We start from the raw sequence: 25,498 nt of genomic DNA on the forward strand, positions 1-25,498 counted from the left end.
TGCCATGACTACCGCCTCAGCCGATTCTGTTCGTAGCAGCGCCAAAGACAGCAGCGACAACATCAGTACCGCAGACAGCAATACACCCATCGTGAACCGCCAGCGGCTATTGTGGTTGCTGTTGCTGAGTGGCCTTGGCGCAGGCGTCGTGGTTGCGCTGTGCTGGGGGCCGGTAGCGATCAGCCCCTCACAGGTGTTCGATTCGTTGTGGTCGTTGCTGCACGGTGATGCCATTGCCGGCTCCAACGACTGGGTTGTGCGCGAGCTGCGTTTACCCAGAGTGTTGCTGGCGCTGTTGGTCGGTGCCGGTTTGGCGGTGGCGGGTGTGGTCACTCAGGGCGTGTTTCGCAACCCATTGGCTGACCCCGGCCTGATTGGGGTTGCCAGCGGTGCCGCACTGGCTGCGGTGGCGGTGATTGTGCTGTCGGATTCGATGCTGTTTTTCTGGGCCGATCTGACCGGCCCATTGGCGCTGCCGTTGGCCGCTTTTGGTGGCGGCTTGCTGGTCACCTGGGTGATGTATCGACTCGGTACCTGGCGCGGTGAAACCCAGGTCGCCATGCTGTTGCTGGCCGGGGTCGCCATCAACGTATTAACCGGAGCCGCGACCGGCGTACTGACCTACCTGGCCGACGACCAACAACTGCGCAGCATGACCTTCTGGTCGATGGGCAGTCTGGCTTACGGCCGTTGGCCGGAAGTGATGGCCATGAGCCTGTTTATTCTGTTGCCCGTGTTGCTGTGCCTGCGTTACGGCCGCGCCCTCAACGCCATGCTGCTGGGCGAACAAGTGGCTGGTCATCTGGGCCTCGACGTACAACGCTGCAAACGCTGGCTGCTGGCCGCCGCGGCACTGATGGTTGGTGCCGGTGTGGCGGTGGCAGGCATTATTGGTTTTATCGGTCTGGTCGTACCGCACTTGCTACGCCTGATCATTGGCCCGGATCATCGCCTGTTGCTACCAATGTCGGCGCTGGCGGGCGGTTTGCTGCTGCTGGTGGCCGATACCCTGGCCCGCAACGTCATTGCCCCGCAAGACCTGCCTGTCGGCCTGTTGATGGCCTTGATTGGCGGCCCACTCTTCCTGTCGATGCTGCTGCATCAAGTCCGTGGCCGTATGGGCTAATAGAGAGTCATCATGTCTGACGTTATCCAAACCGAACCTGTGTCCCGCCCGGTAAAACAAGCCGAGCTGCTGACGCTCGACGGCGTGGCAGTAGAACGCCATGGCAAACAACTGCTGCACCCTACCCGGCTGACGCTGGGCTGTGGCGAGAAGCTGGCTATTCTTGGCCCTAACGGCGCGGGCAAATCGACCCTGCTGAAATGTCTGGCCGGTGATATCCGCGACTACGCTGGCCACATTCATTTCGACCAGCAACCGCTGGCAGCGCTGAACGGCAATCATCGCGCCCGTCGCATTGCGGTGATGCCACAACATGCTGAAATGATGTTCCCGTTCCGGGTCAGCGAAGTGGTGGCCCTTGGCCGCACACCCTTTACCGATGAAATCGTCACCCGCCACTGGCAGGAACGGGCCATGCAACTGACCGAATGCTGGCACCTGCGCGACCGTCGCTACCCCAGCCTGTCCGGTGGTGAACAACAACGCGCGCAACTGGCCCGGGTACTGGTGCAAATCTGGCAAGCGCTGGAAAACGCTACCGACAACCACCTGTTACTGCTGGACGAGTGCACCTCGGCCCTCGACCCGGCCCACCAGCACAGCATCATGGACGCGGTAAACCGCTTCGCCACATCCGGTGTTGGCGTGATCGCCGTGATGCACGACGTCGCCCTCGCCGCCAGCTGGGCCGACACCGTTGTGCTGCTGAAAAACGGCGCTGTGATGTACCACGGTGACAGTCGGGGACTCACCGACGCCCAACTACTGGCAGAATGCTACGACCTGCCCATTGAGCTGGCCAAACGCCACGCCGCCAGCAACGCCCTCTGGATGTGACTTTACCAAGTCCATAAAAAACCGGATGTTCCACATGGAACATCCGGTTTTTTAAAACGATTCTGGCACTACCGTGCCAGTAAATCAGGCGCCCATAAACGGATAATCGGTATAACCCTCGGCACCATCGGTGTAGAAGGTGTTCTGATCAGGCTCGTTCAACGCCGCACCGGCTTTCACGCGCTCGGGGAAATCCGGGTTGGCCAGAATAGGCACACCAAACGCCACCGAGTCGGCCTTGTTATCAGCAATCACCTGAGCCGCTTCTTCGGCGCTATAACCCATGTTTACCATCAGGTGGCCATTGAAGTGTTCACGGGCAGGCGCCAGTACATCAGCTTGCTGCACACCAAAGAAGTCGGCACGCATCACATGCAAATAGGCCAGATTGAACTGGTTCAGCTGCTCGGACAACCAGCTGATCCAGCTTGCCGGATCTTCGGTTTTCATGTCCTGGAAGCTGTTCAATGGCGACAAGCGCAAACCAACTTTGTCAGCGCCAATCTCTTCAGTAACGGCCGTTAGTACCTCGAACAGGAAGCGAGCCCGATTCTCGATTGGACCACCGTACTCGTCTGTACGGGTGTTAGCGCTCTCGCGCAGGAACTGGTCAATCAGATAGCCGTTGGCACCGTGGACTTCCACACCATCAAACCCGGCCTTGATGGCATTCGCAGCGCCCTTGCGGAAGTCTTCCACAATCGCCTTGATCTCTTCAGTCGTCAGCGCGCGCGGCTGGCTGTAAGGCTTTTTGCCTTCTGGCGTATGGGTTTCGTCGTTGATAGCAATGGCAGAAGCCGATACCGCTTCCTCGCCGTCGTTGAGCAATGGATGCGCAGCACGACCGGCGTGCCAGATTTGCATCACGATCTTGCCGCCTTTGGCGTGTACTGCCTCGGTGACCTTTTTCCAGGCTTCCACCTGTTCGTCGGAGTAGATACCCGGGTCATTGCCGAACGCTGAGGTTTGCGGTGTCACCATGGTGCACTCGGTGATCACCAGGCCGGTGCTGGCACGCTGGCTGTAGTATTCCGCCATCAATTCATTGGGCATATGACCAACAGCGCGGGCGCGGGTTAGTGGTGCCATAGCAAAACGGTTGGCCATGCTGATAGAACCAGCGTTAACGGCAGTAAAAAGAGATTCGGTGTTCGACATAAAAAGTCTCCAAGCAATGCTGGTGAATGAACTTGCTTCACTATATGGGCACTGCGACTGCATATTTCAGCGGGTGTTTAAGTAACAGACCGTTGCACTGGCATATATTGCTGAACGGCTATTCTCCAAATACCACTGACTTGCAGGCATTCTGTAAAGACCGCAGAGTAACGGCTTTATTCAAACCATGGAGCCGCCACCAAATGAGCAAGAGTGTCAGAAGCTATCAGAACCACACCCCAACACTCGGCCAACGTACCTTTGTGGACTGCAGCGCCGTTGTGATTGGCGACGTAGAACTGGGAGACGACAGCTCGGTGTGGCCGCTGGCCGTGATTCGCGGTGACATGCACCACATTCGCATTGGCGCCCGTACCAGCGTGCAAGACGGTGCCGTACTGCACATTACCCACGCCTCCGACTACAACCCCGGCGGCTACCCGCTGATCATCGGTGACGACGTCACCATTGGCCATCAGGCCATGCTACACGGCTGTACCATTGGCAGCCGGGTACTGATCGGCATGAAATCCATGATCATGGACGGTGCCGTGGTTGAAGACGAAGTCATCGTTGGTGCCGGTGCCACCGTAACACCGGGCAAGGTTCTGAAAAGCGGCTGGGTCTACATGGGTACCCCCGCCAAGCCGATTCGGGAGATTACCGAGAAAGAACGCAGCTTCTTTACCTACGGTGCCGGTAACTACGTGAAGTTAAAAGACAAGCACCTGGCCGAAGGTTACGACAAGGACGACTGAGTCGTTACCAAGCCTGTTACCACCACCCTGACCGCCCGTTTTACCGCAAGTCTGACAGCAACGCACTGGCAGGCGGGATTTGTCGGCAGCCCAGCCGCTGTCTATAGTGATGAGTCCCGTGCTGCCAGCGATTCATCTGTTTTCATTCGCCGAGGTTCCCCATGACTGACATCTGCATGTTCCCGATTCCGGACTGCGTGACCTTCCCCGGCACCGTATTCCCGCTGCACGTGTTTGAGCCACGCTACCGTCAGATGATTCAACACTGCCTCGACAACGACGCACTGGTCGCCATTTGCCACACCGAAAAACTGGTCAGCCTTGGCAAACCCAACAACGACCTGAAAGCCGCGCTGCGCTCCAATCAGGCCACCTACAAGCCCTACCCGGTGTTTTCTGCTGGCCGCTGTGAGCTGCTGGAAACCACCGACGACGGCCGCCTGTACCTCAACGTGCACATAGAACAACGCTTCAAGGCCATCGCCGAAAAACAGACCCTGCCGTTTATGGTGTTTGAGTGCGAACCCTTTGAAGACCGGGTACTGGACGACGAAGAACAGCAACTGGCGGAACAGCTGCACGAGAAAATTGTGAAACGACTGCAGGCACTGGCGCAAAACGAACCGGCACTGCAAGAAGCCATGCCGATTGAACTGTGGGCCACTAAAACCCCGATGGAATTCAGCTTCGAGCTGTTTGGCGTGCTGTCGTTTGGTGCCGAAACCCAACAACAGATTCTGGAAATGGATTGCGTCACCGAGCGGCTGGCGTACGCGCTGGAAATGCTCAATCAGGCCAGTGAATAAACGCTAGGTTCCCTATCCCGTAGGGTCGAGGCATGCCTCGACCTCTGGGCATTGCAGCAACACTGCAAACGACACACAGGATGGGCACGGGTGCCCATCAAGCCGACTTGCCACCACAGCAAGTACTCTCTGCCTTCGCCACAGGCCCGGCTGGCGCACTGCATGAAGAGCCAGCAGCCGACGGCGCACAGCAGCTGCTGCTGACTTCCATACCACAGGCCTCTGTACCGCTTACCAGGCTGGCCCGCGCATCACGCAAAATGCCCCAGGCAGAATGGATAATAATCAGCGCCACCAGCGTGGCAATCAGCCAGTCCGGCCATGGCGATTCAAACCACACCACCAGCCCGGCCGCCACCAGCACACCGACATTGGCGATCATATCGTTACGGGAACAAATCCAACTGGCACGCAGATTAATATCGCCAGAACGGCGGCTAAACAACAAAGCAAAACACGCTGCATTCACCACCAGCGCCAGCGCTGCAATCCAGCCCATGGTATCGGCTTCCGGTGTACTGCCCTGACGGATTCGCCAGCCCACATGCAGCAACACCCCCACACCCAGAATCATCTGCAACGAACCGTTTAATAGCGCCGCGCGGGCCTTTTCAGTCACGCCGCGCCCCACTGCATACAGACTCAAGCCGTACACCAGCGCATCGGCCAGCATATCGAGCGAATCGGCCATCAGGCCACTCGAGCGGGCCACCCAGCCAGCGCCAAACTCGACCACAAACATGGCCGCATTCAGCACCAGCACCGTCCATAACAAGGTTCTTTGGCTTTGGTCTTCGGCCGACGGCCCACAGCAACCGGACATAACACACTCCTTCGGGGATTCCCGATCATTGACAGGAGTATGCTAAACCTTCAAGTCACTATAAGGTCAATCACCATAAGCCGACGGGCTTAACCCCGCCGTCAACGCCTTAATCCGCCACGCTGGTGTACATGCCGGTGATGCTGTCCATCTTCTTCAGAATGCTTTCCATGGTGGTATTGATGTTGGCCGGCACCGGCTCCTTACCTGCACTCAGGTCCAGACCCGGAGACGCAAAACGCCAGTACACCGACACCGAGTCCAGCTCCTTGCTGATCTCTGCGGTGTTCAATGGCGACGCCTTCAGCTCATCCAGCGCTTTAAGAAACTCTTCCGCCGCCTGCTGCAATTCTGCCGCCTGATTATCGCGGTCAACACCCCAATAGATGGCGCTGTAAGCCTTGGCGATACGCTGCGACAACATGCTCTGGCGACCCGACAAGTTAACGATATCGGCGACGTGATGACCCGACTCCTTCTCAATCGCCTGCGCCAACGCATGAGACGCCGTCAGTAGCTGCTGGCTAAGCGGTAACAGCTCCGCAGCGGCCTCCCGCGACGTCATTGCCGACATGGCCTCCGGCTGAAACGCCATCCAGACATCGTCCACGGCCAGCCAGTCGGACTCCAGCGAATGCGATTCGGCGTAATCCTTCAGCTCCTTCAACTGCTTCTGAAACAGCTCGACCGACTCCATCCGCTCGGCATTGGCCTTGTCTTCCCGCACACCAGCGCCATACAAGAGATAATTCTTCATCATACGCTGGCTCAACATGCGCTGACTGGCAGCCATATCCATCGCTTCAAACTCGCTCAGGGCATGAGCGCCAAGCGGCAATAAACCGGCCAGCACAGTGCTGATCAGCAGACCAATACGTAGAGATTTCATCGCGACAACTCCGTAAACACGAATCCAGAACTGAGAACGACCACACACAGTGGCTCGGGTAAGGGACATTAAACCGAAAAAGGGGGGAATTCATCCCAAATGAGAGTATTTTTCAATCAATCCTTGGCATGGATCGGGTCGGCCTCGCATTTTCCTGACCGCCAGCGGGATTTATTTCCAGCGGCCTGAATCACACAGCACAGAACCAAGCCCACGAGAGCGATATGAAAATCCAGCAACTCGCCAAACAAACCGGCATCAGCAGCCAAACCATCCGCTACTACGAACAGATCGGCCTGCTGCCCGAGGCCAAACGCGGAGAAAACGGCTACCGCAGCTACGGCGACAGCGATATTGAACGACTGGTATTTATCCGACGCTGCAAAGCCCTGCACATACCACTGGCCGACATGAAACGCCTGGTGCAACTGAAATCGGATGCCGCTGCACCCTGTGAAGAAGTTGACCGCATCATCCGCAACCAACTGGTGGAAGTGCAGCATCGGCTGGAAGAACTGCAACAGCTGGAAACCACCCTCAAAGCGTTATCCACAGGCTGCCACAACGACACCGTATCGAACTGCGAAATCATGAAAAAGCTGGCCACCAGCGAACAAGCGGAATAACCATCGACAGCAAGCTGCCTCCCACAGCCATGCAGCATCGTAGGATGTAATAGCGGAACGCGTATTACATCAACGCCACGGCACACCGGCTCATCTCCTCTCAATTAAGGCAAACGAGCCTGCACATGCCCGGGCAACCACTGCAACGACCAGCGACGCGCCACCTGCCACCACGCCGACAGCAACAACAACGCCGAGCCCAGTAGCAACCCCACCACCGCATAGCCCGCCTCGCTGGACTGGTACACCCCTTCAAACAAGGTGTAAAACGCAAAGATTACATACGCCAACGACGACACCATAAAGGCCCGGCGATCAATCACCAGCGACAGCCACACCAGCAGCAAATAAATACCCACCACCAGCCAGGACGCCAAACTGTCTGCGCTCTCACCAACTATCTGCACGCCCATAAACAACGGGTGAACAATCAAAGGAGCCGACAGCAAATGCAGCCAGAAAGCCACATCCGAGCGATAACTCAAACGCTGGCGATCCGACAGATCCCACCACATCGCAAACGCAAAGGTCGCGACACCCGCCAGCAAGAACAAACTCCACAGCCAGGACTCCGGCCAATACTCCACCACCAGACTCAGCAAAAACCCCATCACCGTCGCGGTTAACGCCGCAATGGTCACCGGCACCCGGAAACGCCACCAATGCAGTCCCACCAACAGCGCCATCAGCAACAGCCCGGCACTGCCATACAAATCGGACTCACGGACTTCCGCCGCAGTCAAAGCGCCGAACACCAGAACATGCCCCAGCCCCGCCACATAGCTGATCAACAAAGCCACCGCTGGCAACGCCATACGACGGCGACGCACAAAATACTCCGACAGCCCCCACGACGCCGCCGCCACCGCCAAACCAGGAACAATGCCCCCAGGCATCAGCATCCACAGCGACACCAACACCACCGTGCAGGCAATCACCACAAAAATATCGTTAAAGCCCGTCAGTAGACGAAAGCTCTCCTCATCCACATGCGGCGTCGCCCGCCGCTGCTCCACCATGCCGCGAAAACGCTCAACCGCCTGACGGTTAAACACCCCCTGCTGAACCGCCGACTCCAGATCTTCATCCGTGTACATAACATTCTCCTCAATAGACCACTGCGATCATAAAGGCTGACAGAACCCCGTAACCAATCTCAAACACAGAAATGCAAAATACGTAACGGGATTCGAAGAAAAGAAGAGGGAAGCAAAGAGAGAGAAAGAAAGGCAGATGAGTGAGTATGAGCCGAATAGCCACTCTATTCGGCTTGATTAATGAGCCGAATAACCACATTATTCGGCTCATCGTTCAAAAAACACTCGATTCTCATGCAAACACACTGGATCTGGCAACACAGCAACTGGCCCGACTTCCACTGGGATGAACAGCAAGTTCAGCCCCTGCTTAGAAGCGTGCGCATGAGCATCGGCGTCCTGATTGGCAAAACCGGCGAGCAAACCAACCCGGATCAATCGCTGGATACCTTACTAGCCAGCGTGCTGTCGTCATCCGCAATTGAAGGTGAAAAGCTCGACGCACGTTCCGTACGGTCATCACTGGCCCGCCGCATTGGCGTGGATGAACAGCAGCCCTACCCGGTAAGCGACCAATCCGAAGGCATTGCCCAGATCATGGTCGACGCCATTCATCAGGCACACACACCACTGACCCTTGAACGCCTGTTCCAATGGCACCACTGGCTGTTTCCAGCCCCGGAAACCATGATCCTCAGCCGCCCTGAACACATCGGCGAATGGCGTGGTGATAGCCCAATGCAGGTGGTGTCAGGCCGCGAGGACAATCCCACCGTCCATTTTGAAGCACCGCCCCGTGATGCACTGACAAACGAAGTCGAACGTTTTATCGACTGGTTCAACAGCAGCAGCGCAGATGCCCTGCTTGACCCGCTACTGCGCGCTGCATTAGTACACCTGTGGTTTGTCACCTTACACCCGTTTGACGATGGCAACGGTCGTATCACTCGCGCACTGACCGATATGGCACTGGCTCAGGCCGACGAGCAAGGCATCCGCCTGTACGCCATGTCTGTTGCGATACTGGAACGCCGCGCCAGCTACTACGAGATACTGGAAAGCACCCAGCGTGGCGACCTGGATATAACGGAGTGGATACTCTGGTTCCTGCAAACCCTCGACCACACCATTAGCCAGGCACAACAACACATCGACCGCACACTGGCCAAAACCCGCTTCTGGCAGCGGTTCCACGATGCCGGGTTAAGCAAGGAACAGATCAAGGTACTCAACCGCCTGTTAGACGGTGGCGAAAACGGCTTTGAGGATGGAATCAGTGCAGGCCAATACCAAAAGGTCGCCAAGGTGAGTAAAGCCACCGCCACCCGACACCTTGCTGATTTGCTCGACAAGGGTTGTATAGAAAAACTGCCGGGTGGGGGGAGGAGCACGAGATACAGGATTCTTTCTCAACTTTGACCAACGGAGACTTTGAGAGCCATTAGGTGCGACAATGCGCTTATTTTTGCTTCGGCTTCCCTATGCACCCCTTCTGATCATATGCAGAAGATGCTGCAGCCGAAGCTCGCGTGGTGATGCTGAGCTGAGTAATGAAGTTTATTGATCTTTTTTCTGGTTGCGGGGGCTTGTCTCTTGGATTCCTCAACGCAGGTTTCACAGGGATACTAGCTGTTGAAAAAAATTCTGATGCCTTTGCGACACTTGATACGAACCTCATAGCCGAGGTTAACAACCCTGGACTTGCAGGGAGATATCAGTGGAAAGAATCGATTCCCAAAGCTGCTATCGGCATTGACGATCTATTGAAGGAACATGACGATGTTCTTTGCTCTATTGGAGCGTCTCAAGAAGTAGACATAATCATCGGCGGTCCTCCTTGCCAGGGATTCTCCATGGCTGGTCGTCGTATTGAAGATGATCCTAGAAATTTCTTAGCCTTCAGCTACATCAAAGTAGTAGAAAAAACTCGGCCCAAGTTTCTGTTAATGGAAAACGTTCGAGGCTTCACTATGAAGTTTAAAGAGGGAAAAGTAGCAACATCGGATTTGGTCGCTTCGAAGCTGGCTGAAGTCGGGTATCTGCCTATTAGCTTCTTGGAGAGAAGTGATACGTGGGGAGTTCCCCAAAGCAGAACTCGTTTTATGCTCATTGGTGTAAGGAAGGACTTACCAGAGTTTGAAGGTAAGTTTTCACACCTCCAATCAGAAGACTTAATAAAAGCAGGCCAAGCTATCAGTGGAGTCATCAGGGAAAAAATAGAAGTATTTGCACAAGACTTTCGTCAAGAAAAAGGACTTAAATCTTCTGTATCCGCACGTGATGCAATTAATGACCTAAAGATCTACGACTCTAGTACAGAGGCACTCCGCTCTCTCATTCCAGCCGAGGACTACATTCCGAAAGGTAGGTTTGGGCAAATATCCGACCGCTTAGAGAATCAAGATAATCCATATATTCAGTTAATGCGCAAAGGCTGGAAAAGAGACCTACCAAATGGTGGCTTGCGTATAGCGAACCATACAGATGCCGTACTGCAGAGGTTCCGTAAGGTATTAGATGACTATACACGTGGAGAAGTAGATGGAATCAAACTAGAACGCGGAAAAACGCTTCCTAAGGCATATCGTGATAGGCTTGGGTCTAACAAGCACGCTCATACAGTCCTCGCCCCTGATAAGCCATCTGTGACACTAACGACACTCCCTGATGACATGCTGCATTACGACGAGCCCAGGATTCTGACAGTTAGAGAGTGCGCACGGCTTCAGTCGTTTCCTGACTGGTACAAGTTTGAAGGCCCATATACATCGGGTGGACAACAGCGTAAGAAGAGCTGCCCAAAGTACACACAGGTGGGTAACGCCGTTCCTCCATTAATGGCAGAGGGGGTTGCTCAGTTCATCAAATCTAGCTTGGTCAACGAGATTGTCCGAAGCGAGACTGCTATCAAATCAACACAGGAAGCCCTTTTCTAGGGCTTCCTGTTCCTATCAGATATACGTAAGCCGCTACTCTAGATTCAGCTGCTCATAATATTGTGCAGCAGCTCTGTTGCCGGTAATCAGAGCTAGTCGAGTAGAAGCGCGAGTAGAAGCAACATACAAGTCTTCTCGGGAGAAGGCGCGATTTTGATCTGGAATATCGACGTCAACAACGATCACACAAGATGCTTCCAGTCCTTTGAATGATTTGATCGTGGAAAATACAACAGTGTTTGCTTTACCTAAGTCTTGAACATTCTGGCTCAGAATTAGCCCATACCCCTTTACCTGGCCACGCATCGATGACTTTTCGTAGGTATAAGGGCTTAAGATGGCTATAGCTCCCTCTCCAGCCCATTGTTTTGCGAGTTCCCAAGCTGTGGTTACCTGACTTCCAGAATATTGGATAACAGGTACTTCTCCCTCTGGCATACCTGGCATTGACTCAACGCTTGAATCTAGAAAGTTGTTAGAAGTGTCGTTGATTTTTATGGTATTTCGGCAGTTGTGGTAAAGATGAAAAATAACCTCAGCCCCGATCGGGTTGCCGCTTCCAGCACCGTACAAATCTTGTTTCCAATCCGCAAAAAATGCCCATACAGCATCCGTTTTAAGAAGATCGTGCAGCGCTATGATTTGTGATTCAGAGAGATCCTGACCCTCATCGATAATGATGGCATCGAAGTGTTCTAAAGAGTCTGCTCTGTCCATGACGAAGCCTGGCAAAGTCTCTCGATAATACTCATTTAGCTCTTGGGTAGGACGCTGTTCCGGACAAAATTGACTGAAGAGACGATCCACGTTCCAGATGTGCTCTCGATAATCAGGATTACGTAAACGTAGAACGTCAGCCAAAGCGCGGTTATAACAGACATAAACCGCATTCTGGCCAGCATCGACTAAAGCTTTCAGCCGCCACATTGCAAGGATCGTTTTACCCGATCCTGCAGGACCGATCACAGCAGCATTTGGAAGTTGGAATAATCCTTTGAGACTTGCAAATTGCTGGCGCGTTAACACCTCAATTTTCTCTAAATCATCCGCAACATCTTGTTCTGTATCGACTTTTTGAACTTGAAAGGCCCTGTTCTTGAGTTGATCAATGATGGTTTCAACGACATCCTTAGTTAGCTTTTCACCCAAGTAACCATGCCCACGCTTTTCTAAAGCATGTACCAATCGAGAGTGGAGCTGATTCATGTGCTGATGCGTTGCAATGGTCGACTCATCAAACATTTCGGGCAGCCGATTGGCTTTACCTTGTGGATAAATCACTAGGTATGCATATCGTCCAGGAAAGTTTGCCCAGCGCTGTTGATTATTTAAAGCAACGGCGAGCTCATGCATATTCCGAGTCGCCTGTTCCGGTGGTGCTTCTTTTAAAGAGAACCAGCTACCATCAGGCAGCTTTCTCTGCCATACACCATCATCACCGACCCTAAACTCCCGAGAGCCTTTCACTTCAACAATCACCATGCCAAAGCTGGGAGCTAGTACGACAAAATCCGCTTCACCATCACGTACGTATTCGCCTTTGCCTAGCGTCCACTTCACGCTAGGCATAACAATCCAATCATTTGGGAGCTGCTGCTTGAAGGCTTTCAAGACAACCATTTCCCAACGATCCGCTGGAAGGCTTCCGATGACTTTAGGCATCAGCTACCTCCAGCCTTTTGGCAACGAATCGAAACTCTTTCAACTCATAGCCTTTGATAGAACGAACACCGGCTATACGAAGTAATGGTTCGTTTTGGTTAGATTTGAATTTGACTTGCCCGATATAGGTCTGTCCGCTTGGGTCAATCACTATCCAAGTATCTTTATCACTGAGACGGCGTAGCGTTACGTTTAATTCTTTAACCCAAATATTGCCGTCATACTCAAAGCGTTTACCTGCTTCCATTTCATCAAAATCTAGCGTGTCAGTGCCTCCGCCTGGTGATGAATGCTCTTCAGTAATTTGGATTTGATGGTGTTTTTCAGAATCACTCGTTGCGGTTGCTAACAAATGAATTGGAGCAGCAGTGACAGGGTTACCCTTTACAGCTTCGACTGGGAATAGCTCTTCATTATTGAGGTTAGAAAGTACCCAGATCATTCGCCGCGAAAGGTTGAAAGAGTCAATGCGACGGATCCATTTGTATCCATACTTCGCTGCCGTTTTGTGAGCATTACCAATCGCATTACGCTCATGGGCCAGTTCAGCCCACAAGGGGTGGACCACTACATTGAAGATGCAGTCATCGCCCCAGCCATGGATAAATCCTTCGTGAATGCCCCGTTGATCATCTGAATCAAACCCATTAGCCACCCACTCTTCAGCAAGTGATGCGGCTAAATCAGACCAACAACCATCCTTACCAATTGGGAGTTGCTGTCCGCCGATAGCTATATCCAGACCTGGCTTGTAGTTGCTGTCGAGCATCGATGCCAGTAACTCAATACCGAGCTGCCAGTCCAATAGTCCATGAAGTTGTCTATTTCTGAATCCCTTCAAGAGAAGGTCAGGGCTTCTCCATTTATCTTTTTTGGAGCGCTCAATTTCTTGACGAATAAACTCACCCATTTGAGAGTGCTGCCCTGTCCCGAAAATACAGCCCTGCAAAATTGACAACCAATTCTGATGAGCAGAGTCGACCAGCCCTGCACCATTTGGATGAGCATCAGCAAGGTACAACTCGCCACCACGTTGCCCATTTTCATTCATACAGGCATGTACAGAGGCGATTTCAATATCAAGAGAGTCAACGTCGAGTTCGAGAGATATTGCTCTTTGTAGAATTGTCGCTGCTGAATACCAAGCAGCACGACGCCGGGCAAGCTTGCCTTCTCCTTTTGTTTCGAAGTATCGAAGACCATGTCCATCCAGCATACGTATAGCAAAGATATCTGTGGTTTTTGACGATGTAAGAGAAACATTCATCTTTGGATTTTTATCTGTATGTACCCAGATTGGTACGTTGCTTTTTACATTGATCCACCCTTCGTTATCATCAGGTTTATTTATTTCATCAGTTTCAGAAAATGAAAAACCTTTGTTACCATTAGTGTTTGTCCTGAAAACAAGTGCTTGCCTACCGATATCAATCAATGAATTTGCACTGACCTGATAATTCGTGCTTTCAAGAATCGGGCTCCAAATGTCAGTCGATCCAGATATCCCTTTTCTTTCCCCTGAACCCTGAGCTGATTTAGATATGTTCATATCTGTGGCAAAGGCTCGGGGGAATACCGTCAAATACGACCTGGCCGATTCTGATTGACAGTTCGAACAGGTTAATACCTCACTTCCTTGTTCTAACCACTCCGGCTTCCATACAGGACTACTATGAGTTTTTAGCTTCCCATTAGGCACCCGCTCTACTTTAAGCTGACGGCAGTTTGAACATCTTGTTTGGATAAATGCTGCCCCAACAGGTGATCCTTCGGAAACCCAATTTCTCCCATTAGAATATATAGGCCCAGTAAGATATTTCGGCGTCAGTCTACGCTTATCCCAAGTCCGCTCTGATTCAGGAGCAAAGTCAGCGATAGCCTGGTCCGAAGGACGATCTAAGGTTTTAGGTTTAATATATTCATTCCGTTTCACTCTTGGAAGGTGAAAATATAAATCCCTAATGCTGGTTGGCATTCCAAACATCGGAAATATTCCAGATTCAGCCATTCGTTCTGCAAAGGTATCTGAAACGTATTCGCTACTTTGGATAGCACTTTCTATAGCGCTAGGCAGACGATCAACATACTGAATTAAATCCGACACTCGACCATTCATGGGATGTGAGATCATTTGAACAATATGCTTAATCATTGAAGGGTTTTGTCTGATCCAATCTCGGATCATAGAAACCTTATGAGAGCCACCTTCAAGCCCTCCCATCTCTCCATGAGTGTCAGGCGAGTCGACAGTATCAAGCCAAGTGACTCCAGCATCTAAAAAGGCTCGTCTCAGTATTTCTTTTGCAACTAACCTCTGAGCCAGTATTTTCTGATCTTCTCCCATTGACAGACTTGGCTGTGGAGGAGTGCTTCCTGTCATTTCTTCTGGATGTTCGAAATGAATCCTATCGTGGGTTTGGCCTCGGCAAAAAGTGAATGCCGCCGAAAAGGCCTGCCCTTGACGACCAGCTCGACCAACCCGCTGCTGATAGTTAAATCGTTCTGGAGGCATATTGGCTTGAAGAACCGCCTGCAATGAACCGATATCAACACCCACTTCCATGGTTGTTGTTACTGACAAAAAGTCGATGGCATCGACATTCTTAAGTACTGGCCGAGTCCCAATATCCTCTATGAGTTCATTTTCAAAGAATATCCCTCGGAAATGCCGCTGACGCTGAGCTTGGTTTTGAGTTTGACCAGTCAGTTCTTCCGTATGAATTCGAAACAAGGAATCCTTGTCTTTTGACTCATAAGCGTAGTAGTGACTCTGGACTAACTTCCCTGAGGTAATGTTTTGAACCGGGTTTGTATCTAGGGGGCTACAGCAGCGAGAACAAATACCTGCAGACGCATGCCAGTGTGTTCTTCCACAATTCGAACATTTCCAAGGTGAATCATTGGGTTCGACCACCCTCACCCATAAGTTGCGAAGCGATACAATCGCCCATTCATCTTCCCCGCGCTTATGCCCTGCATTTATAAAACTTTCGACTACCTTATCTAACAGTACGTCGTAACTAATTTTATAAAAATCGGATACGGATTTTAGATAATTATATACCCGTTTCTTCGCAACTCCCTGTCTTTCATCATTAGTAGGTTTATTCTTTTTCCAACCATCTTTTATTTTTTCAAAAGGAGTAGGATCTAAATTATTCTCCTCAGTAAGGATTCTAACAACACTAGCACATACTTGTTGGAAAACATGTTTATGGAATGCCGTAGGGTAGCTCTTTATCTGATTAGGATGGAGAGACAAATGGCCTACTCCTTGCTCCTCCAAATCGTACAGTAATCTGCCTGCTATAGCCCTCCAAGAGTTCTTTCGGAGCTTATTTCCTATTTCTTTAATGTGTTCATGATCTGCAGCAGGATTCCATTCTTGATTTAGTATCCCACCTGAAGATGTAAAGATAGATGTCCAATCTCTATCATTTGGTAATTTTCGATTTTCAATTTCCACTCCCCCAGGATTAAACCCAACAGATATAAAATCTCTCCATAATGGCGTTAGCTTTTCCGTTTCAGAGTCCCGATGCTTAAGGATATTTTCCAGCTGAACATAACCATTGGGGCTATTTTTAACATCCTGTATTTTTTTGATGTCATCGGCGTCTGCATCATCAGGATCATCGAGGACAGCTTGAGCAGTTTTGAAAAAGCCATTTAATTCTTTCCACTCAGATGATCCTGCACCCGAAAGAGACTTGAATTTATTTTTTACATTCTTTGCTTCTGAATAATCTCCAGACTCAAGCAAAGATAGTATCTTCTGCATTGAGGACATCAGACCGCTACCAGCTCTATTTATAAGCTCGTAATTAATAAAAGCTCTTAGTAATAGCTTCCACTGTTCTTCTTCAACGCCAACAGCAAGATTCGCAGCAGCTTCACGGCTATCAGAGAACGCCACTAGTTTTCTTGAGTGGCCTTTAGGTAAAACCGCCATCAAATGCTTCGAGAACAAATGAGACATCCTGGCCAAACCAGTAACAAAAGATCTTATAGGGCTAATCGTTGCGCCGCGTCGTTCCGAGTAGTCAATCAAACAAGAAGGGCACCGCTGCGGCATGGCAGAGTAGGTATATTCTTGCTCATCCTCAACGCCCGTTGCTTGAAAAACATAACAAGGAAGGCCTGTCGTAAAGGCACCAATGGTTACTAGTCCTGTCTTGGGGTGAATGCTTCCAGCTTTCCATTCAGCTGGAACTCTCCTTATTCCAGAGCCCTGATTTTGGCGAGCCTCTTTGCCGAGGGATTCATTCGTACGATGCTGCCAAGACAACTCTTCTGTGCTTCTCGCAGCATCATGTTCATTCCGCAGCCATACGACGCCAACATTTTGATAAAGCTGTGCATCCGTTCGGGATTCAATCGTTGTCTCTGGAAGCCCATCAATTTGTGCTTCCAGCGATGTTAATTGAAATCTTTCTTGTGGTTGTGATTGAGGCGCATCAGGTTCTGAAAATTCATCATACTCCTCAACCTTTACGGTAAGGTCTTTTGTTTCCTTAGGCACGGCTATTCGATTACCGCATAGAAGCTGCGTACCACAACACTCGCAGTACAAGACTTCAAGTACGCGATTGCCCTCTAGAGTTAGTTTCTTTTCTGGCAGCAACTCACCAGTACGCCTTTTTATATCCCCCTCTTTTGGCTCAATAGTTGACCAAAGACCGTCAATATTTTTAGCCATCCAATGGAAACGAAGGCGAGGTAGATCGATTTCTATTTTCTTTGCGCGATCAGATCCCATCGCTCTGAATAGACCAACCGTTGCGATGTGCTGCTGATTGCTGCTGATTCCGGGAAACCACTGCTTTTGTATCCCGTCCAGTGCTTTGGCCCTTACCTTCTCACCATCAGCAAAAGCAGCAAGAATGCGTTGATGGTTTACATCAGAGTTTTCTTTTAATACGTCAGCTAATTCGATGATCTCAGGTGTGTCTTTCTCATCGTGATGGTTAGCCTGGCCAGCCTTAATACATAGATCTGCAATACGACGATTAAACGCAGGGTCAACATTAGCTAATGGATACTTAGGATCACCCGCTTCGATATGAAAGCTTGCTTTGGCATCGTCAACAGAAAAACCAAAAAACTGGCCGAGGTATTCATAAGCCTGCTCTCCATCCAGAGAGGCACTGGAAGCCAGAATTCGTAACTGCTTGCTATTTGGGCTTAACCCCAGGCGATCAAGCAGTAAGCGCAGCAAGTACGCTACTTCAGTACCAGCTGAACTGCGATGTAGATGCAACTCATCGATCACAAGTTGGAAAATATTATTTTCTCGGTCTTTCGCTAGCCATTCCTTTGTTTTCTCGAAGATCTCGGCATCTGCACGATCATTATTCAGGTCGGGAGCTTTGTTTCGCATCAACATTATCGAAAGCATGCTGATATTCGTGACCAAAATATCGGGTGGAGTTGCCTGCATTTCCCATCGGTGAAACATCTCAGCTGCATCAGGCGTCATTCGTTGAATGAAGCTAACTTGCTCACGAACTCTAGAGAGCTCTTCTTCCGCGTGCTTTATGAGCTCTTTGTCACCGGTAGAACTTACTCTCTCCAGCTCTTCCTTGCGTGTTTTTAGCTCTTGCTGAATCGAGCAGTATTCGTTAATTGCTTGCTCTAGGGACTTTCTAAGCTCGGTGCGCTTAGGTGCATTTGCGCTCCCTTTTTCATCAGCTTTAACAGGATGACCCGCAACAGGAGTAGAGCCATTAAAGCGTCCGAAACGGATTCGGTTTTTACCAAGGTACTGATCAAATGCTTGCAGTGCCTCATCAGAATCAAGGGCTACTCGTAAACGAGAAACTTGGTCTTCGACCAGTGCATTCATTGGGTATAGGATCAGCGTGCGAACAGCGGCTTCGCGGTTTTCACCCCTCAGTTCTTTCCTCGATGTATTCCATTCAGGAGGATTTGCCTCAGTCCACTCTTCACGGGTTCCTGCTGGCTCACCCCAGTGACAGTCAGGAGTCGTTGCTTCTCGGATAATATTGGCAATTACAGGGAGCAAAAAGGACTCTGTTTTCCCTGAGCCTGTACCAGTAACAACAACGCAATGCTTTCCACTCAATGATTCTTTGAGCATGTTTTGCTGGTGTGTATACAGTGGATAACCGCCATTAAAAAGGCCTGCACCAACAACATGCTGGAACGCTTGGATTCCCTCTTGGTTGAGGCCAGGGAGATCTCCAGCCGTCAGCTGATCTAGGTTTTTGCCTGATTTGTATGATGGAATTGGCTCGACATAAGGAGTTTGAAACAACACACCAGACTTATCTAATAATGCCTTTCGCTCCTTTTCAAAAGATTCTGAGTTTGTTCCAAAGGCGGAAGTGATGTATCGCTTGATTCCATCTTGAAGCGTTTCGAAAGCGTTGATTGGATCTTTCATGTTGTTTCCTTACTACTTATCAAGCGATTAAAAGATGTCGAGTACAGCGCCAAGCTTTTTAGCAACAGCCTGGGCGACTTGCTCTGGGACATTGTGGAAGGCCAACCAGTTACCTTCTCCCATACCTGTGTAAAACAGGTTGGCTAGCAATAAAGGAGGTTGATCAGTGGAACGGCTTAGTGGAATGCGCTTTTCTGTTGAAACCTGTTCACTTCGTTTAAGAGAGATAACCCCTGGAGATGTGCCGTTACACATAACCAAAGACCGCTCTAAAATGACCGGTAGCCCTATACGAGCAGGGACCCAAAAGGTTCCATTAGCGCGATTGTAATTAATGGGTGCAGAATGAAGGTCCTCGATACTATATTCATTAGCAAACCACCGGACGCATTCATCGGTCGCAATCCATTTTGCCCAGCTGGCATCACGTACAAAGGCGTATTCAGAGGAGCCACTAGAAGCGCTCTTATTAGCCAGCACATAAAGCTGGTCCATGCGTGTATCAAGGTCTTGTACCTTCCAGAGCTGCCAAGCCTCTATATTGCATTCGCTGCGAAACACGCCCATTGAGGCATTAAACTTCAATGAGTTTTCCGCGGCTGAGCCTATCGACTCCATCGTGTTGTGTTTTATTTGCGTTTTAATGCTTTGAAAGCCAGCGGCCCAATTTGCAACTGCCAAAGCAGAAGTCTCCACTAACTCAAATTGCCAAAACTGCTTTTGGGTCTTTTTTAGATCGGAGACGAGCAAACGCCATGACGGCATCATGTCTGGTGCACTTTCAGAGGAATACGCCTGAAACGATCTGTCGTTAGCCGCTAACGCTTTCCAATGGCCGAGATTGAGCGTTCCTGATACGCCGTAAATTTTCTTTCCTGCATGTACTAGAGGCAACTTGTAAAGTCTTGGCTTTACCGCATGGACTCTTGTGATATGGCCTTTGGAGGAAGTTGAGAGCTCCAGGTGCCCCAAACGCCTGAGTTCCAAAAGAACAAAAACAGGTTCAAGTTTCAAATTGCTCTCTTGAATCTTTCGGCTGAGAAAGTCCCTCGCAGCCCCCAGGCTTAAACTCTTTGATTCTGACAAACGAGCTAAAAACTTTTGATGGACTGAAGCGTCTGTTGCCGAAAAATCAACCTTTGAACCTAGCTCGTGAGTATTGATACTGAGAGTTTCACAGCTCGTTAGGGTATCTATTTGGCAGCTATCTGGCAGGTAAGAACCTGATAGGCCATCAAGGCTATTTTGGGGTCTGCCGAGAGGGTCGAGGCTAAAGTCTTCTAGCTCAATGGCATCACTATCAATCCCAGCAATACGCAACCTGGCCGTCCCTAATAACTTGCCTGATTTGTCTACTGCTTGTAGTTCATACAGAGCGCTATTCCAATCGGGTAAGACCACTTCGAAACGTTCTCTGGATTTAAAATCGTCATCACGTTCTAGAGGAAAGCCCTGCTCTGCTGGCTTAATGACAATGTCACTAGAGCTGGTGATTTTTGTTCCATCGGGGGCATCGAGTTCTATCGTTGGGAGGTCATAGGGTAAGAACATACGGCGATACCCCCTACGAATTGAACGCCCTCCCGTGAAGCGGATCGGGAGAGGCTTTGGGTGGGCATGTGGTCGACCATCTGGAAGCAGTCGCTGCTCTTCCGTTAAGGCTGAACAGTCAGGTAAGCGAACCAATAGCCAGTCATTTGGAATACCGCCTGCTTCGGTTATTGCACCTGAACGCCGCTGTTCCAAGTAATGCTTTAGAGCCGTGGTGTTATGAGGAGGTGCCAGAAGATAAGCCACTCCGGTGGCTGGCAAAGCGCCTTCTACCAATTCAAATTGGCGAGAGAATGGGTTTCTACGTGGCGTTAGAACCCACAAATCTCTGTGGGGTAAATCTAACCGTATGAGTGAAGGATCGGAATTCTCTTGATCATAGTGTCTGAGCTCAAATGTGTTTTTTGAAGAGCTGTTTTGGCCAGCTAGATTCCAGAGCTCCCCAATTAAGCTCGTATCATTTTGTGAGCAGACCCCCTCTGTCCCTGAAAATGAGCCAAACCATTTACTTTCATGCAAGCTGAGTTCAAAGGAGCCACTGTCTTCTAATGCTGGAACATACCAGCGAGGGGAAAAAACCAACGGTTTTTTTGATTCCAGAGCAAGGGCCAAGCTTAACTCGGGTGCAGATGCTAGAGAGCTAGATAATGAATTCTTGGTAGTTGAGTTCTCAGATGAATTAGTGGGAAGAGTTCCATCCCAATCGTCATAACTTGAGCTGATTATATCTCTTAGAGGCTCAATAAATTCGCTGTCCTTCAAAGCCTCATTAAACCCTTTCGAGTAATACCAATAGCTATTTTTTGATTCATTAAGAACTCGAACAACATCTTCATGATTCAGTTCTTGGCCCGGTGAAACGTTAGCCTGAGCAAAAGCTATTGGAATATTTTCGATATCTCTTGGCTTAGCAACACATTGAGATAGGGCAGCCCCAATGCGCTTATAACCGCCCAGTCTTCTAAGGTGAAAGTATCCAAACTCTCCGTTGCATTGCCCCGTCCAGTTTTCAAGGTCTGACCAGACTCGTTCAAGCGCTTCCATATCCGGTGAATTGAAAGAAGAGAGTTCGAAGTCTTGCCGAAATCTTTTATAGAAACCCTGAGTTGTTTCAGATGAAGTTCTAACAAGAGCTGCCAAGTAGGGCAAATACGATGGAGCTCTTCGCCCTTCATAAGCAGGGCATAAGCGACCAGGGTCTACATAGCTCTTTGGATTAAACTGGCGTTGCCTTGAAAGCTCTAACGCTCTCTCAGTTAAGCTAGCTCCTGCCCTTGCCCAGCCAGGCCCTTGGATAACCGCTTTCCGAAAACCCTCATCACCGCCAAGGTCAGGGCCAACCTGATCTAGAAAGTGCCTGTCAATACGCAGAAATACTTCTTCACTTGAGGATGTCTCGGAGAAGAAGCTCTGCAATAAACGCAGATTCCATTCTACAAATCTGTCTTCTGTTTTGGAGTAAAGAATCTGTTCTCCACTCGTACTGAGTACATAGGCTTCAGACAACTCCAAGACCCCTTGGGAGCGCTCTGATTGCTTGCGATCATCCTGACTTTTCATTCCAATTAGCTCTTATGTGACCCATTTCTCACGAATGCCAGGCTAACATTTTCGATAGCAACATCAATGAACAGCCATCAAAGCTAAAAGAAAAAGTCCATTACAAAATCGAGAAGCAAATATTCGATGAGTACATTTCAACCAACAAAGATACGTTCTCGGTGATATTCAAGAAACTCTTCACTTGGCCAAAACTTCTCTGGGTGTGAGATCGGTTGACCTTCAAGACCAGCTAGGGTCTGTTGAATGAATGGGTTTTGATCACTACGAAGAGCCTGAGAAACTCGAACAGTTAGATCGTCGTTCAATGAAATCAAACCACGGTCAAAGGCTTTGTCGTGCCAAACAGACAAACATAGTCCATTGCGGGGGTTCTTTCGGTTGGTCGCTTCGGCTTCCCAAGGAACTATGTGACTTGCAACAAGTAGCTGAGGCAACTCAACGCCACTGATACAACATTTACCAGAGTATGCACTCAATACTGCACGCCGGAATGCTTGCTGACCGACTCTAGTCTTGGCCGTCGTCGTCTTGTAACCACCTGAGTAATCGAGAGTATCCTCGACGTCATTAATTGGGTTAACTTTTTGAGACTCGTAATCACTGTTAAAAAACCGATGCGCTTGTTTTACCGCAACAGAGAAAGAGTCCCAATCACCTTCCATTTCATCCCACATCGCTCGGTCACTTTTCGAAGCGCTGGATAAACCACTCCGACCAGAAGCAATAAAGGCAGGATCGATACTGGCAATGTTAGATAACTTCATTGCCAAAGCAGAGGTTGTGCGGCCGATCAGTTGACCAAAGTGCTGCAGCTCTGGGTTACTACTGTGAAATTTTCCAAAAGGAATCCGACAATAAAGATCGAACGCGATCAGCAATTGCTCTCTCGTCCATCCGTTGGGATGAGCCATATTCAGTATCCATTGCTTGAAATATGGCTCAATACTAAGTCAAAACCAAAGCTGGATTAAACGCTCAGTCCTCATCCACCACTTCAACAAACCCGTCCGCAGCAACTTCCGTGATGACATAACCCAGCCGGTTTACAACGCTGAACCCACTACAGAGCGTCGGCCATTCCTCACCACCGTCCAAGTAAGTCCATACACAATGCGGATCGGCTTCTAACGCTTGTTTTACCAATTCAAATTCTTTACCTGCAATGCCAAGCAAACAGCCTCCATAGGCTGCGTTGCCATCCAGAGGGTTCGTTATTGGCCGGTATTGTTCGAAGAATTCGCGGTCGTTGATCGTTTTCATAGCGGTGCCTTTAATAGAGGGAATACTCCTGGTCTAGCAGCACCTGCCGTTTAATCAACCACCTCCACCACTCCCTCCGGCTCCAGTTGCGTTACCACGTAGCCTATCGCCCGTACGGTGGTAAAGCCGCAGCTGAGTACGCGGCTGCCGTCTTTCTTTTCAATCAGCGTCCATACCTGTTCGGGGGTTTCTTGCATAAAGGTCATCACACGGTGGTAGTCGGGGTTTTCCTTGCCCAGTAGCCAGCCGTGGTAGTCGGCGTTGTTGTTGAAGGGGTTGGGCATGGGGCGGTAGTCCTGTTGGAACTGTGCCTGGCTGATGGTGCGCATGGTGTGGCCTTTGGTTTGTGGTCGATGGCGTGGTGCTTGTTGGTGGGGGCAGACACTACAGGAGTTTTGTCTTGAAGGCAGGTTATCAGGGGTTCTTGCTTTGATAAGGGGGACATCTATTTAATCCTGCACGGCTCTGCGCGAGCGTTGCCGTTGTTCAGTGCAAGGCGACGAATGCAGCGGAATGACGAACCTGTCCGACCGAGTCTTTTCAAGTTCGTCAACACAGCACTGGGCAGCGGCAACCCGCGCCCTTCGGGGGCTGCCGGATGATCTCGACTCTGTGTCGCCGACTTTTGACTTGACCCGTCAGGCCTACAAGTCGGCTTCGTGATTCGAAACCATCCGGCAGCCCAGAGTGAGCACCGGATTAAATAGATGTCCCCTAAGGCTTGGGTATGGATTTGATATGTCTTTGGTCGCCATGACACTCCGCCGGAAAGCGACTACTCTTTAACCATCGTATTCATACAGAACCAGGGAGAGGTTATGAAGCAGGTAGACGCGACTCTTTTAACCATCGAGGATCTCAAGGCGCTGGTGTACGGCGCTTGTTTCTGCGCTTCCGGCGGTGGTGGCCCTATCAGCATGGCGCTGACGTTTTTGCAGAAGATGCAGCAGCCTGTGCCGCTGGTGTCTTTGGAGCAGCTGGATCACAGCCAACTGGCGTTGGTGCCTGCCGATATGGGTTCCCCCGATGCGGCGTTGAAAGGGCTGGGCTATACCGCGCCGGTGAATGCCTGCAAAACCCTGCGGGCGTATTTGCAGCAGCAACATCAGTCGGTCGGCTATCTGATGCCGATCGAAATTGGTGCGGTGAACAGTCTGATTCCGTTTTATCTGGCGGAACAGCTGGGTTCGGGGCTGGCGGTGATTGATGCCGACCCGTCTGGCCGTTCGGTGCCGCAATTAAACGAAACCCTGCTGGATTTATCCCAGCAGGCCATTTGCCCGGCGGCGGTGGCGTCTGATACGCACACCAGCTCAGACAACAGTACGCCCTCTGCCCTTTGCCGTTATTCCGGCGAACCCTATCACTCCGAGCTGATTACCGAACCACTGTCGGCCACCGAGCTGGAAGACAAGGCCCGCCAGATTGTGTCCGGGCCAGAGTATCAGCAGGTGGGCGGGCTCAGTTGTTATCCTTTGTCGGCGGAGTGGCTGGCCACGGCCCAGTCATCGTTGGTGACGGGTTCGTTGCACAAGGCGGTGAAAATTGGCTACCAGCTGTTGAAAAACACCGATGCCAGCCAGCTTTCCGCAACGCTGAGCGCCAATCAGGTAGAGCATTATTTGTTGTTCCGCGGCACGCTGACAGACATTCAGAACCATACGGTGGGCGGTTTTGATATGGGTAAGTTGGTGTTTGAAGGTGTCGCACCAGCGGGCGGCACAGCCAAGCCGGCGTTCTGGGTCTACTATAAAAACGAGAGTCTGATCGCCTGGGACGTCCAGCAGCAACAGCCGCGGGTGTTGGCACCGGATTGCATCAATCTGCGGCTGGTAGAAACCCATGGCGACAAAACCGCCGGCTCCCCCCTGTCGACCGCTGATATTGCCACTGGACAGCTGTGCGAAATCTGGGGAACGGCGTGCGCACCGGCGATGCGCAACAGCCAGTTGGTGGCGCGTTTTCAGCAGGACATCGCCCAGCTCAGCAGCCAGTTCCCTGAGCTTCAGTCTTACGACCTTGGCTATCGGACACTCAGTGACCTGAACGCAACGTCTTGA

18 protein-coding genes are annotated in these 25,498 nt (G+C 50.7%); 8 read left to right on the top strand and 10 right to left on the bottom strand.

Features of this window, described 5'->3' with window-relative positions; translation table 11 throughout:
* Window positions 1–4: 4 nt before the first annotated feature.
* Both ACXADJ_RS15580 and ACXADJ_RS15585 read left to right on the top strand, forming a co-directional pair.
* A complete protein-coding gene (locus ACXADJ_RS15580; RefSeq protein ID WP_475067585.1) occupies window positions 5–1,126 on the top strand; it encodes a FecCD family ABC transporter permease in 1,122 nt (373 codons plus the stop codon).
* A gap of 12 nt (window positions 1,127–1,138) precedes the next feature.
* Window positions 1,139–1,963, top strand: a complete 825-nt coding sequence (locus ACXADJ_RS15585) for a heme ABC transporter ATP-binding protein (RefSeq protein ID WP_475067589.1) — start codon at window positions 1,139–1,141, stop codon at window positions 1,961–1,963.
* 84 nt (window positions 1,964–2,047) lie between these two features.
* On the opposite strand, the gene ACXADJ_RS15590 is transcribed toward ACXADJ_RS15585, so the two are convergent.
* Window positions 2,048–3,121, bottom strand: a complete 1,074-nt coding sequence (locus tag ACXADJ_RS15590; protein WP_475067592.1) for an alkene reductase — start codon at window positions 3,119–3,121, stop codon at window positions 2,048–2,050.
* A gap of 203 nt (window positions 3,122–3,324) precedes the next feature.
* On the opposite strand from ACXADJ_RS15590, the gene ACXADJ_RS15595 reads away from it, so the two are divergent.
* Together ACXADJ_RS15595 and ACXADJ_RS15600 are read left to right on the top strand one after the other, a co-directional pair.
* A complete protein-coding gene (locus ACXADJ_RS15595) occupies window positions 3,325–3,879 on the top strand; it encodes a gamma carbonic anhydrase family protein (protein WP_475067594.1) in 555 nt (184 codons plus the stop codon).
* 161 nt (window positions 3,880–4,040) lie between these two features.
* Window positions 4,041–4,685, top strand: coding sequence for an LON peptidase substrate-binding domain-containing protein (locus ACXADJ_RS15600; RefSeq protein WP_475067597.1), 645 nt, complete (start codon window positions 4,041–4,043; stop codon window positions 4,683–4,685).
* A 97-nt stretch (window positions 4,686–4,782) separates the two neighbouring features.
* On the opposite strand, the gene ACXADJ_RS15605 is transcribed toward ACXADJ_RS15600, so the two are convergent.
* Window positions 4,783–5,508, bottom strand: coding sequence for a cation efflux transmembrane domain-containing protein (locus tag ACXADJ_RS15605; RefSeq protein ID WP_475067599.1), 726 nt, complete (start codon window positions 5,506–5,508; stop codon window positions 4,783–4,785).
* A 109-nt stretch (window positions 5,509–5,617) separates the two neighbouring features.
* Window positions 5,618–6,397: a type IV pili methyl-accepting chemotaxis transducer N-terminal domain-containing protein gene (locus tag ACXADJ_RS15610; protein ID WP_475067600.1), complete on the bottom strand. Its 780-nt coding sequence runs from the start codon at window positions 6,395–6,397 to the stop codon at window positions 5,618–5,620.
* A 224-nt stretch (window positions 6,398–6,621) separates the two neighbouring features.
* Between ACXADJ_RS15610 and ACXADJ_RS15615 the strand changes: the two genes are divergently transcribed.
* Window positions 6,622–7,023 (top strand): Cd(II)/Pb(II)-responsive transcriptional regulator, encoded by a 402-nt coding sequence (locus tag ACXADJ_RS15615; RefSeq protein ID WP_475067601.1) that lies wholly within the window; start codon window positions 6,622–6,624, stop codon window positions 7,021–7,023.
* A gap of 104 nt (window positions 7,024–7,127) precedes the next feature.
* Here ACXADJ_RS15615 and ACXADJ_RS15620 read toward each other — a convergent pair whose 3' ends face one another.
* On the bottom strand, window positions 7,128–8,120 hold the full coding sequence (locus ACXADJ_RS15620; protein ID WP_475067604.1) for a hypothetical protein: 993 nt from the start codon (window positions 8,118–8,120) through the stop codon (window positions 7,128–7,130).
* A 234-nt stretch (window positions 8,121–8,354) separates the two neighbouring features.
* Between ACXADJ_RS15620 and ACXADJ_RS15625 the strand changes: the two genes are divergently transcribed.
* Both ACXADJ_RS15625 and ACXADJ_RS15630 read left to right on the top strand, forming a co-directional pair.
* The gene (locus tag ACXADJ_RS15625; protein ID WP_475067607.1) at window positions 8,355–9,479 is read left to right on the top strand and encodes a Fic family protein; all 1,125 of its coding nucleotides are present in this window, start codon (window positions 8,355–8,357) and stop codon (window positions 9,477–9,479) included.
* A 131-nt stretch (window positions 9,480–9,610) separates the two neighbouring features.
* Entirely contained in the window at window positions 9,611–10,996 is a 1,386-nt protein-coding gene (locus ACXADJ_RS15630) for a DNA cytosine methyltransferase (RefSeq protein WP_475067610.1), read from the top strand.
* 33 nt (window positions 10,997–11,029) lie between these two features.
* Here the strand turns inward: ACXADJ_RS15630 and ACXADJ_RS15635 are convergent, their stop codons facing one another.
* The 6 genes from ACXADJ_RS15635 to ACXADJ_RS15660 all read right to left on the bottom strand — a co-directional run bounded on the left by ACXADJ_RS15635 (window position 11,030) and on the right by ACXADJ_RS15660 (window position 23,767).
* Window positions 11,030–12,658 (bottom strand): nuclease-related domain-containing DEAD/DEAH box helicase, encoded by a 1,629-nt coding sequence (locus tag ACXADJ_RS15635; protein WP_475067613.1) that lies wholly within the window; start codon window positions 12,656–12,658, stop codon window positions 11,030–11,032.
* Window positions 12,651–19,064 carry a DEAD/DEAH box helicase gene (locus ACXADJ_RS15640; protein WP_475067615.1) on the bottom strand — a complete coding sequence of 2,138 codons (6,414 nt, stop codon included), beginning with the start codon at window positions 19,062–19,064 and terminating at the stop codon, window positions 12,651–12,653. The genes ACXADJ_RS15635 and ACXADJ_RS15640 overlap by 8 nt, the downstream gene beginning before the upstream one ends.
* 27 nt (window positions 19,065–19,091) lie before the next feature.
* Window positions 19,092–22,175: a hypothetical protein gene (locus ACXADJ_RS15645; RefSeq protein ID WP_475067617.1), complete on the bottom strand. Its 3,084-nt coding sequence runs from the start codon at window positions 22,173–22,175 to the stop codon at window positions 19,092–19,094.
* Window positions 22,176–22,312: 137 nt separating this feature from the next.
* Window positions 22,313–23,089, bottom strand: coding sequence for an HNH endonuclease (locus ACXADJ_RS15650; RefSeq protein ID WP_475067619.1), 777 nt, complete (start codon window positions 23,087–23,089; stop codon window positions 22,313–22,315).
* Window positions 23,090–23,153: 64 nt separating this feature from the next.
* On the bottom strand, window positions 23,154–23,438 hold the full coding sequence (locus tag ACXADJ_RS15655; RefSeq protein ID WP_475067621.1) for a hypothetical protein: 285 nt from the start codon (window positions 23,436–23,438) through the stop codon (window positions 23,154–23,156).
* Window positions 23,439–23,488: 50 nt separating this feature from the next.
* Window positions 23,489–23,767 carry a hypothetical protein gene (locus ACXADJ_RS15660; RefSeq protein WP_028292137.1) on the bottom strand — a complete coding sequence of 93 codons (279 nt, stop codon included), beginning with the start codon at window positions 23,765–23,767 and terminating at the stop codon, window positions 23,489–23,491.
* Between the two features lie 489 nt (window positions 23,768–24,256).
* On the opposite strand from ACXADJ_RS15660, the gene ACXADJ_RS15665 reads away from it, so the two are divergent.
* Entirely contained in the window at window positions 24,257–25,498 is a 1,242-nt protein-coding gene (locus tag ACXADJ_RS15665) for a DUF917 domain-containing protein (protein WP_475067624.1), read from the top strand.

Source organism: Oceanobacter sp. ABM4_470 (assembly GCF_056158645.1).

Coding starts and splice junctions, on each gene's coding strand:
- ACXADJ_RS15580 (WP_475067585.1), top strand. CDS start 5: ATGACTACCGCCTCAGCCGATTCTGTTCGTAGCAGCGCCAAAGACAGC.
- ACXADJ_RS15635 (WP_475067613.1), bottom strand. CDS start 12,658: ATGCCTAAAGTCATCGGAAGCCTTCCAGCGGATCGTTGGGAAATGGTT.
- ACXADJ_RS15605 (WP_475067599.1), bottom strand. CDS start 5,508: ATGTCCGGTTGCTGTGGGCCGTCGGCCGAAGACCAAAGCCAAAGAACC.
- ACXADJ_RS15645 (WP_475067617.1), bottom strand. CDS start 22,175: ATGAAAAGTCAGGATGATCGCAAGCAATCAGAGCGCTCCCAAGGGGTC.
- ACXADJ_RS15625 (WP_475067607.1), top strand. CDS start 8,355: ATGCAAACACACTGGATCTGGCAACACAGCAACTGGCCCGACTTCCAC.
- ACXADJ_RS15600 (WP_475067597.1), top strand. CDS start 4,041: ATGACTGACATCTGCATGTTCCCGATTCCGGACTGCGTGACCTTCCCC.
- ACXADJ_RS15615 (WP_475067601.1), top strand. CDS start 6,622: ATGAAAATCCAGCAACTCGCCAAACAAACCGGCATCAGCAGCCAAACC.
- ACXADJ_RS15620 (WP_475067604.1), bottom strand. CDS start 8,120: ATGTACACGGATGAAGATCTGGAGTCGGCGGTTCAGCAGGGGGTGTTT.
- ACXADJ_RS15595 (WP_475067594.1), top strand. CDS start 3,325: ATGAGCAAGAGTGTCAGAAGCTATCAGAACCACACCCCAACACTCGGC.
- ACXADJ_RS15660 (WP_028292137.1), bottom strand. CDS start 23,767: ATGCGCACCATCAGCCAGGCACAGTTCCAACAGGACTACCGCCCCATG.
- ACXADJ_RS15630 (WP_475067610.1), top strand. CDS start 9,611: ATGAAGTTTATTGATCTTTTTTCTGGTTGCGGGGGCTTGTCTCTTGGA.
- ACXADJ_RS15610 (WP_475067600.1), bottom strand. CDS start 6,397: ATGAAATCTCTACGTATTGGTCTGCTGATCAGCACTGTGCTGGCCGGT.
- ACXADJ_RS15655 (WP_475067621.1), bottom strand. CDS start 23,438: ATGAAAACGATCAACGACCGCGAATTCTTCGAACAATACCGGCCAATA.
- ACXADJ_RS15590 (WP_475067592.1), bottom strand. CDS start 3,121: ATGTCGAACACCGAATCTCTTTTTACTGCCGTTAACGCTGGTTCTATC.
- ACXADJ_RS15650 (WP_475067619.1), bottom strand. CDS start 23,089: ATGGCTCATCCCAACGGATGGACGAGAGAGCAATTGCTGATCGCGTTC.
- ACXADJ_RS15640 (WP_475067615.1), bottom strand. CDS start 19,064: ATGAAAGATCCAATCAACGCTTTCGAAACGCTTCAAGATGGAATCAAG.
- ACXADJ_RS15585 (WP_475067589.1), top strand. CDS start 1,139: ATGTCTGACGTTATCCAAACCGAACCTGTGTCCCGCCCGGTAAAACAA.
- ACXADJ_RS15665 (WP_475067624.1), top strand. CDS start 24,257: ATGAAGCAGGTAGACGCGACTCTTTTAACCATCGAGGATCTCAAGGCG.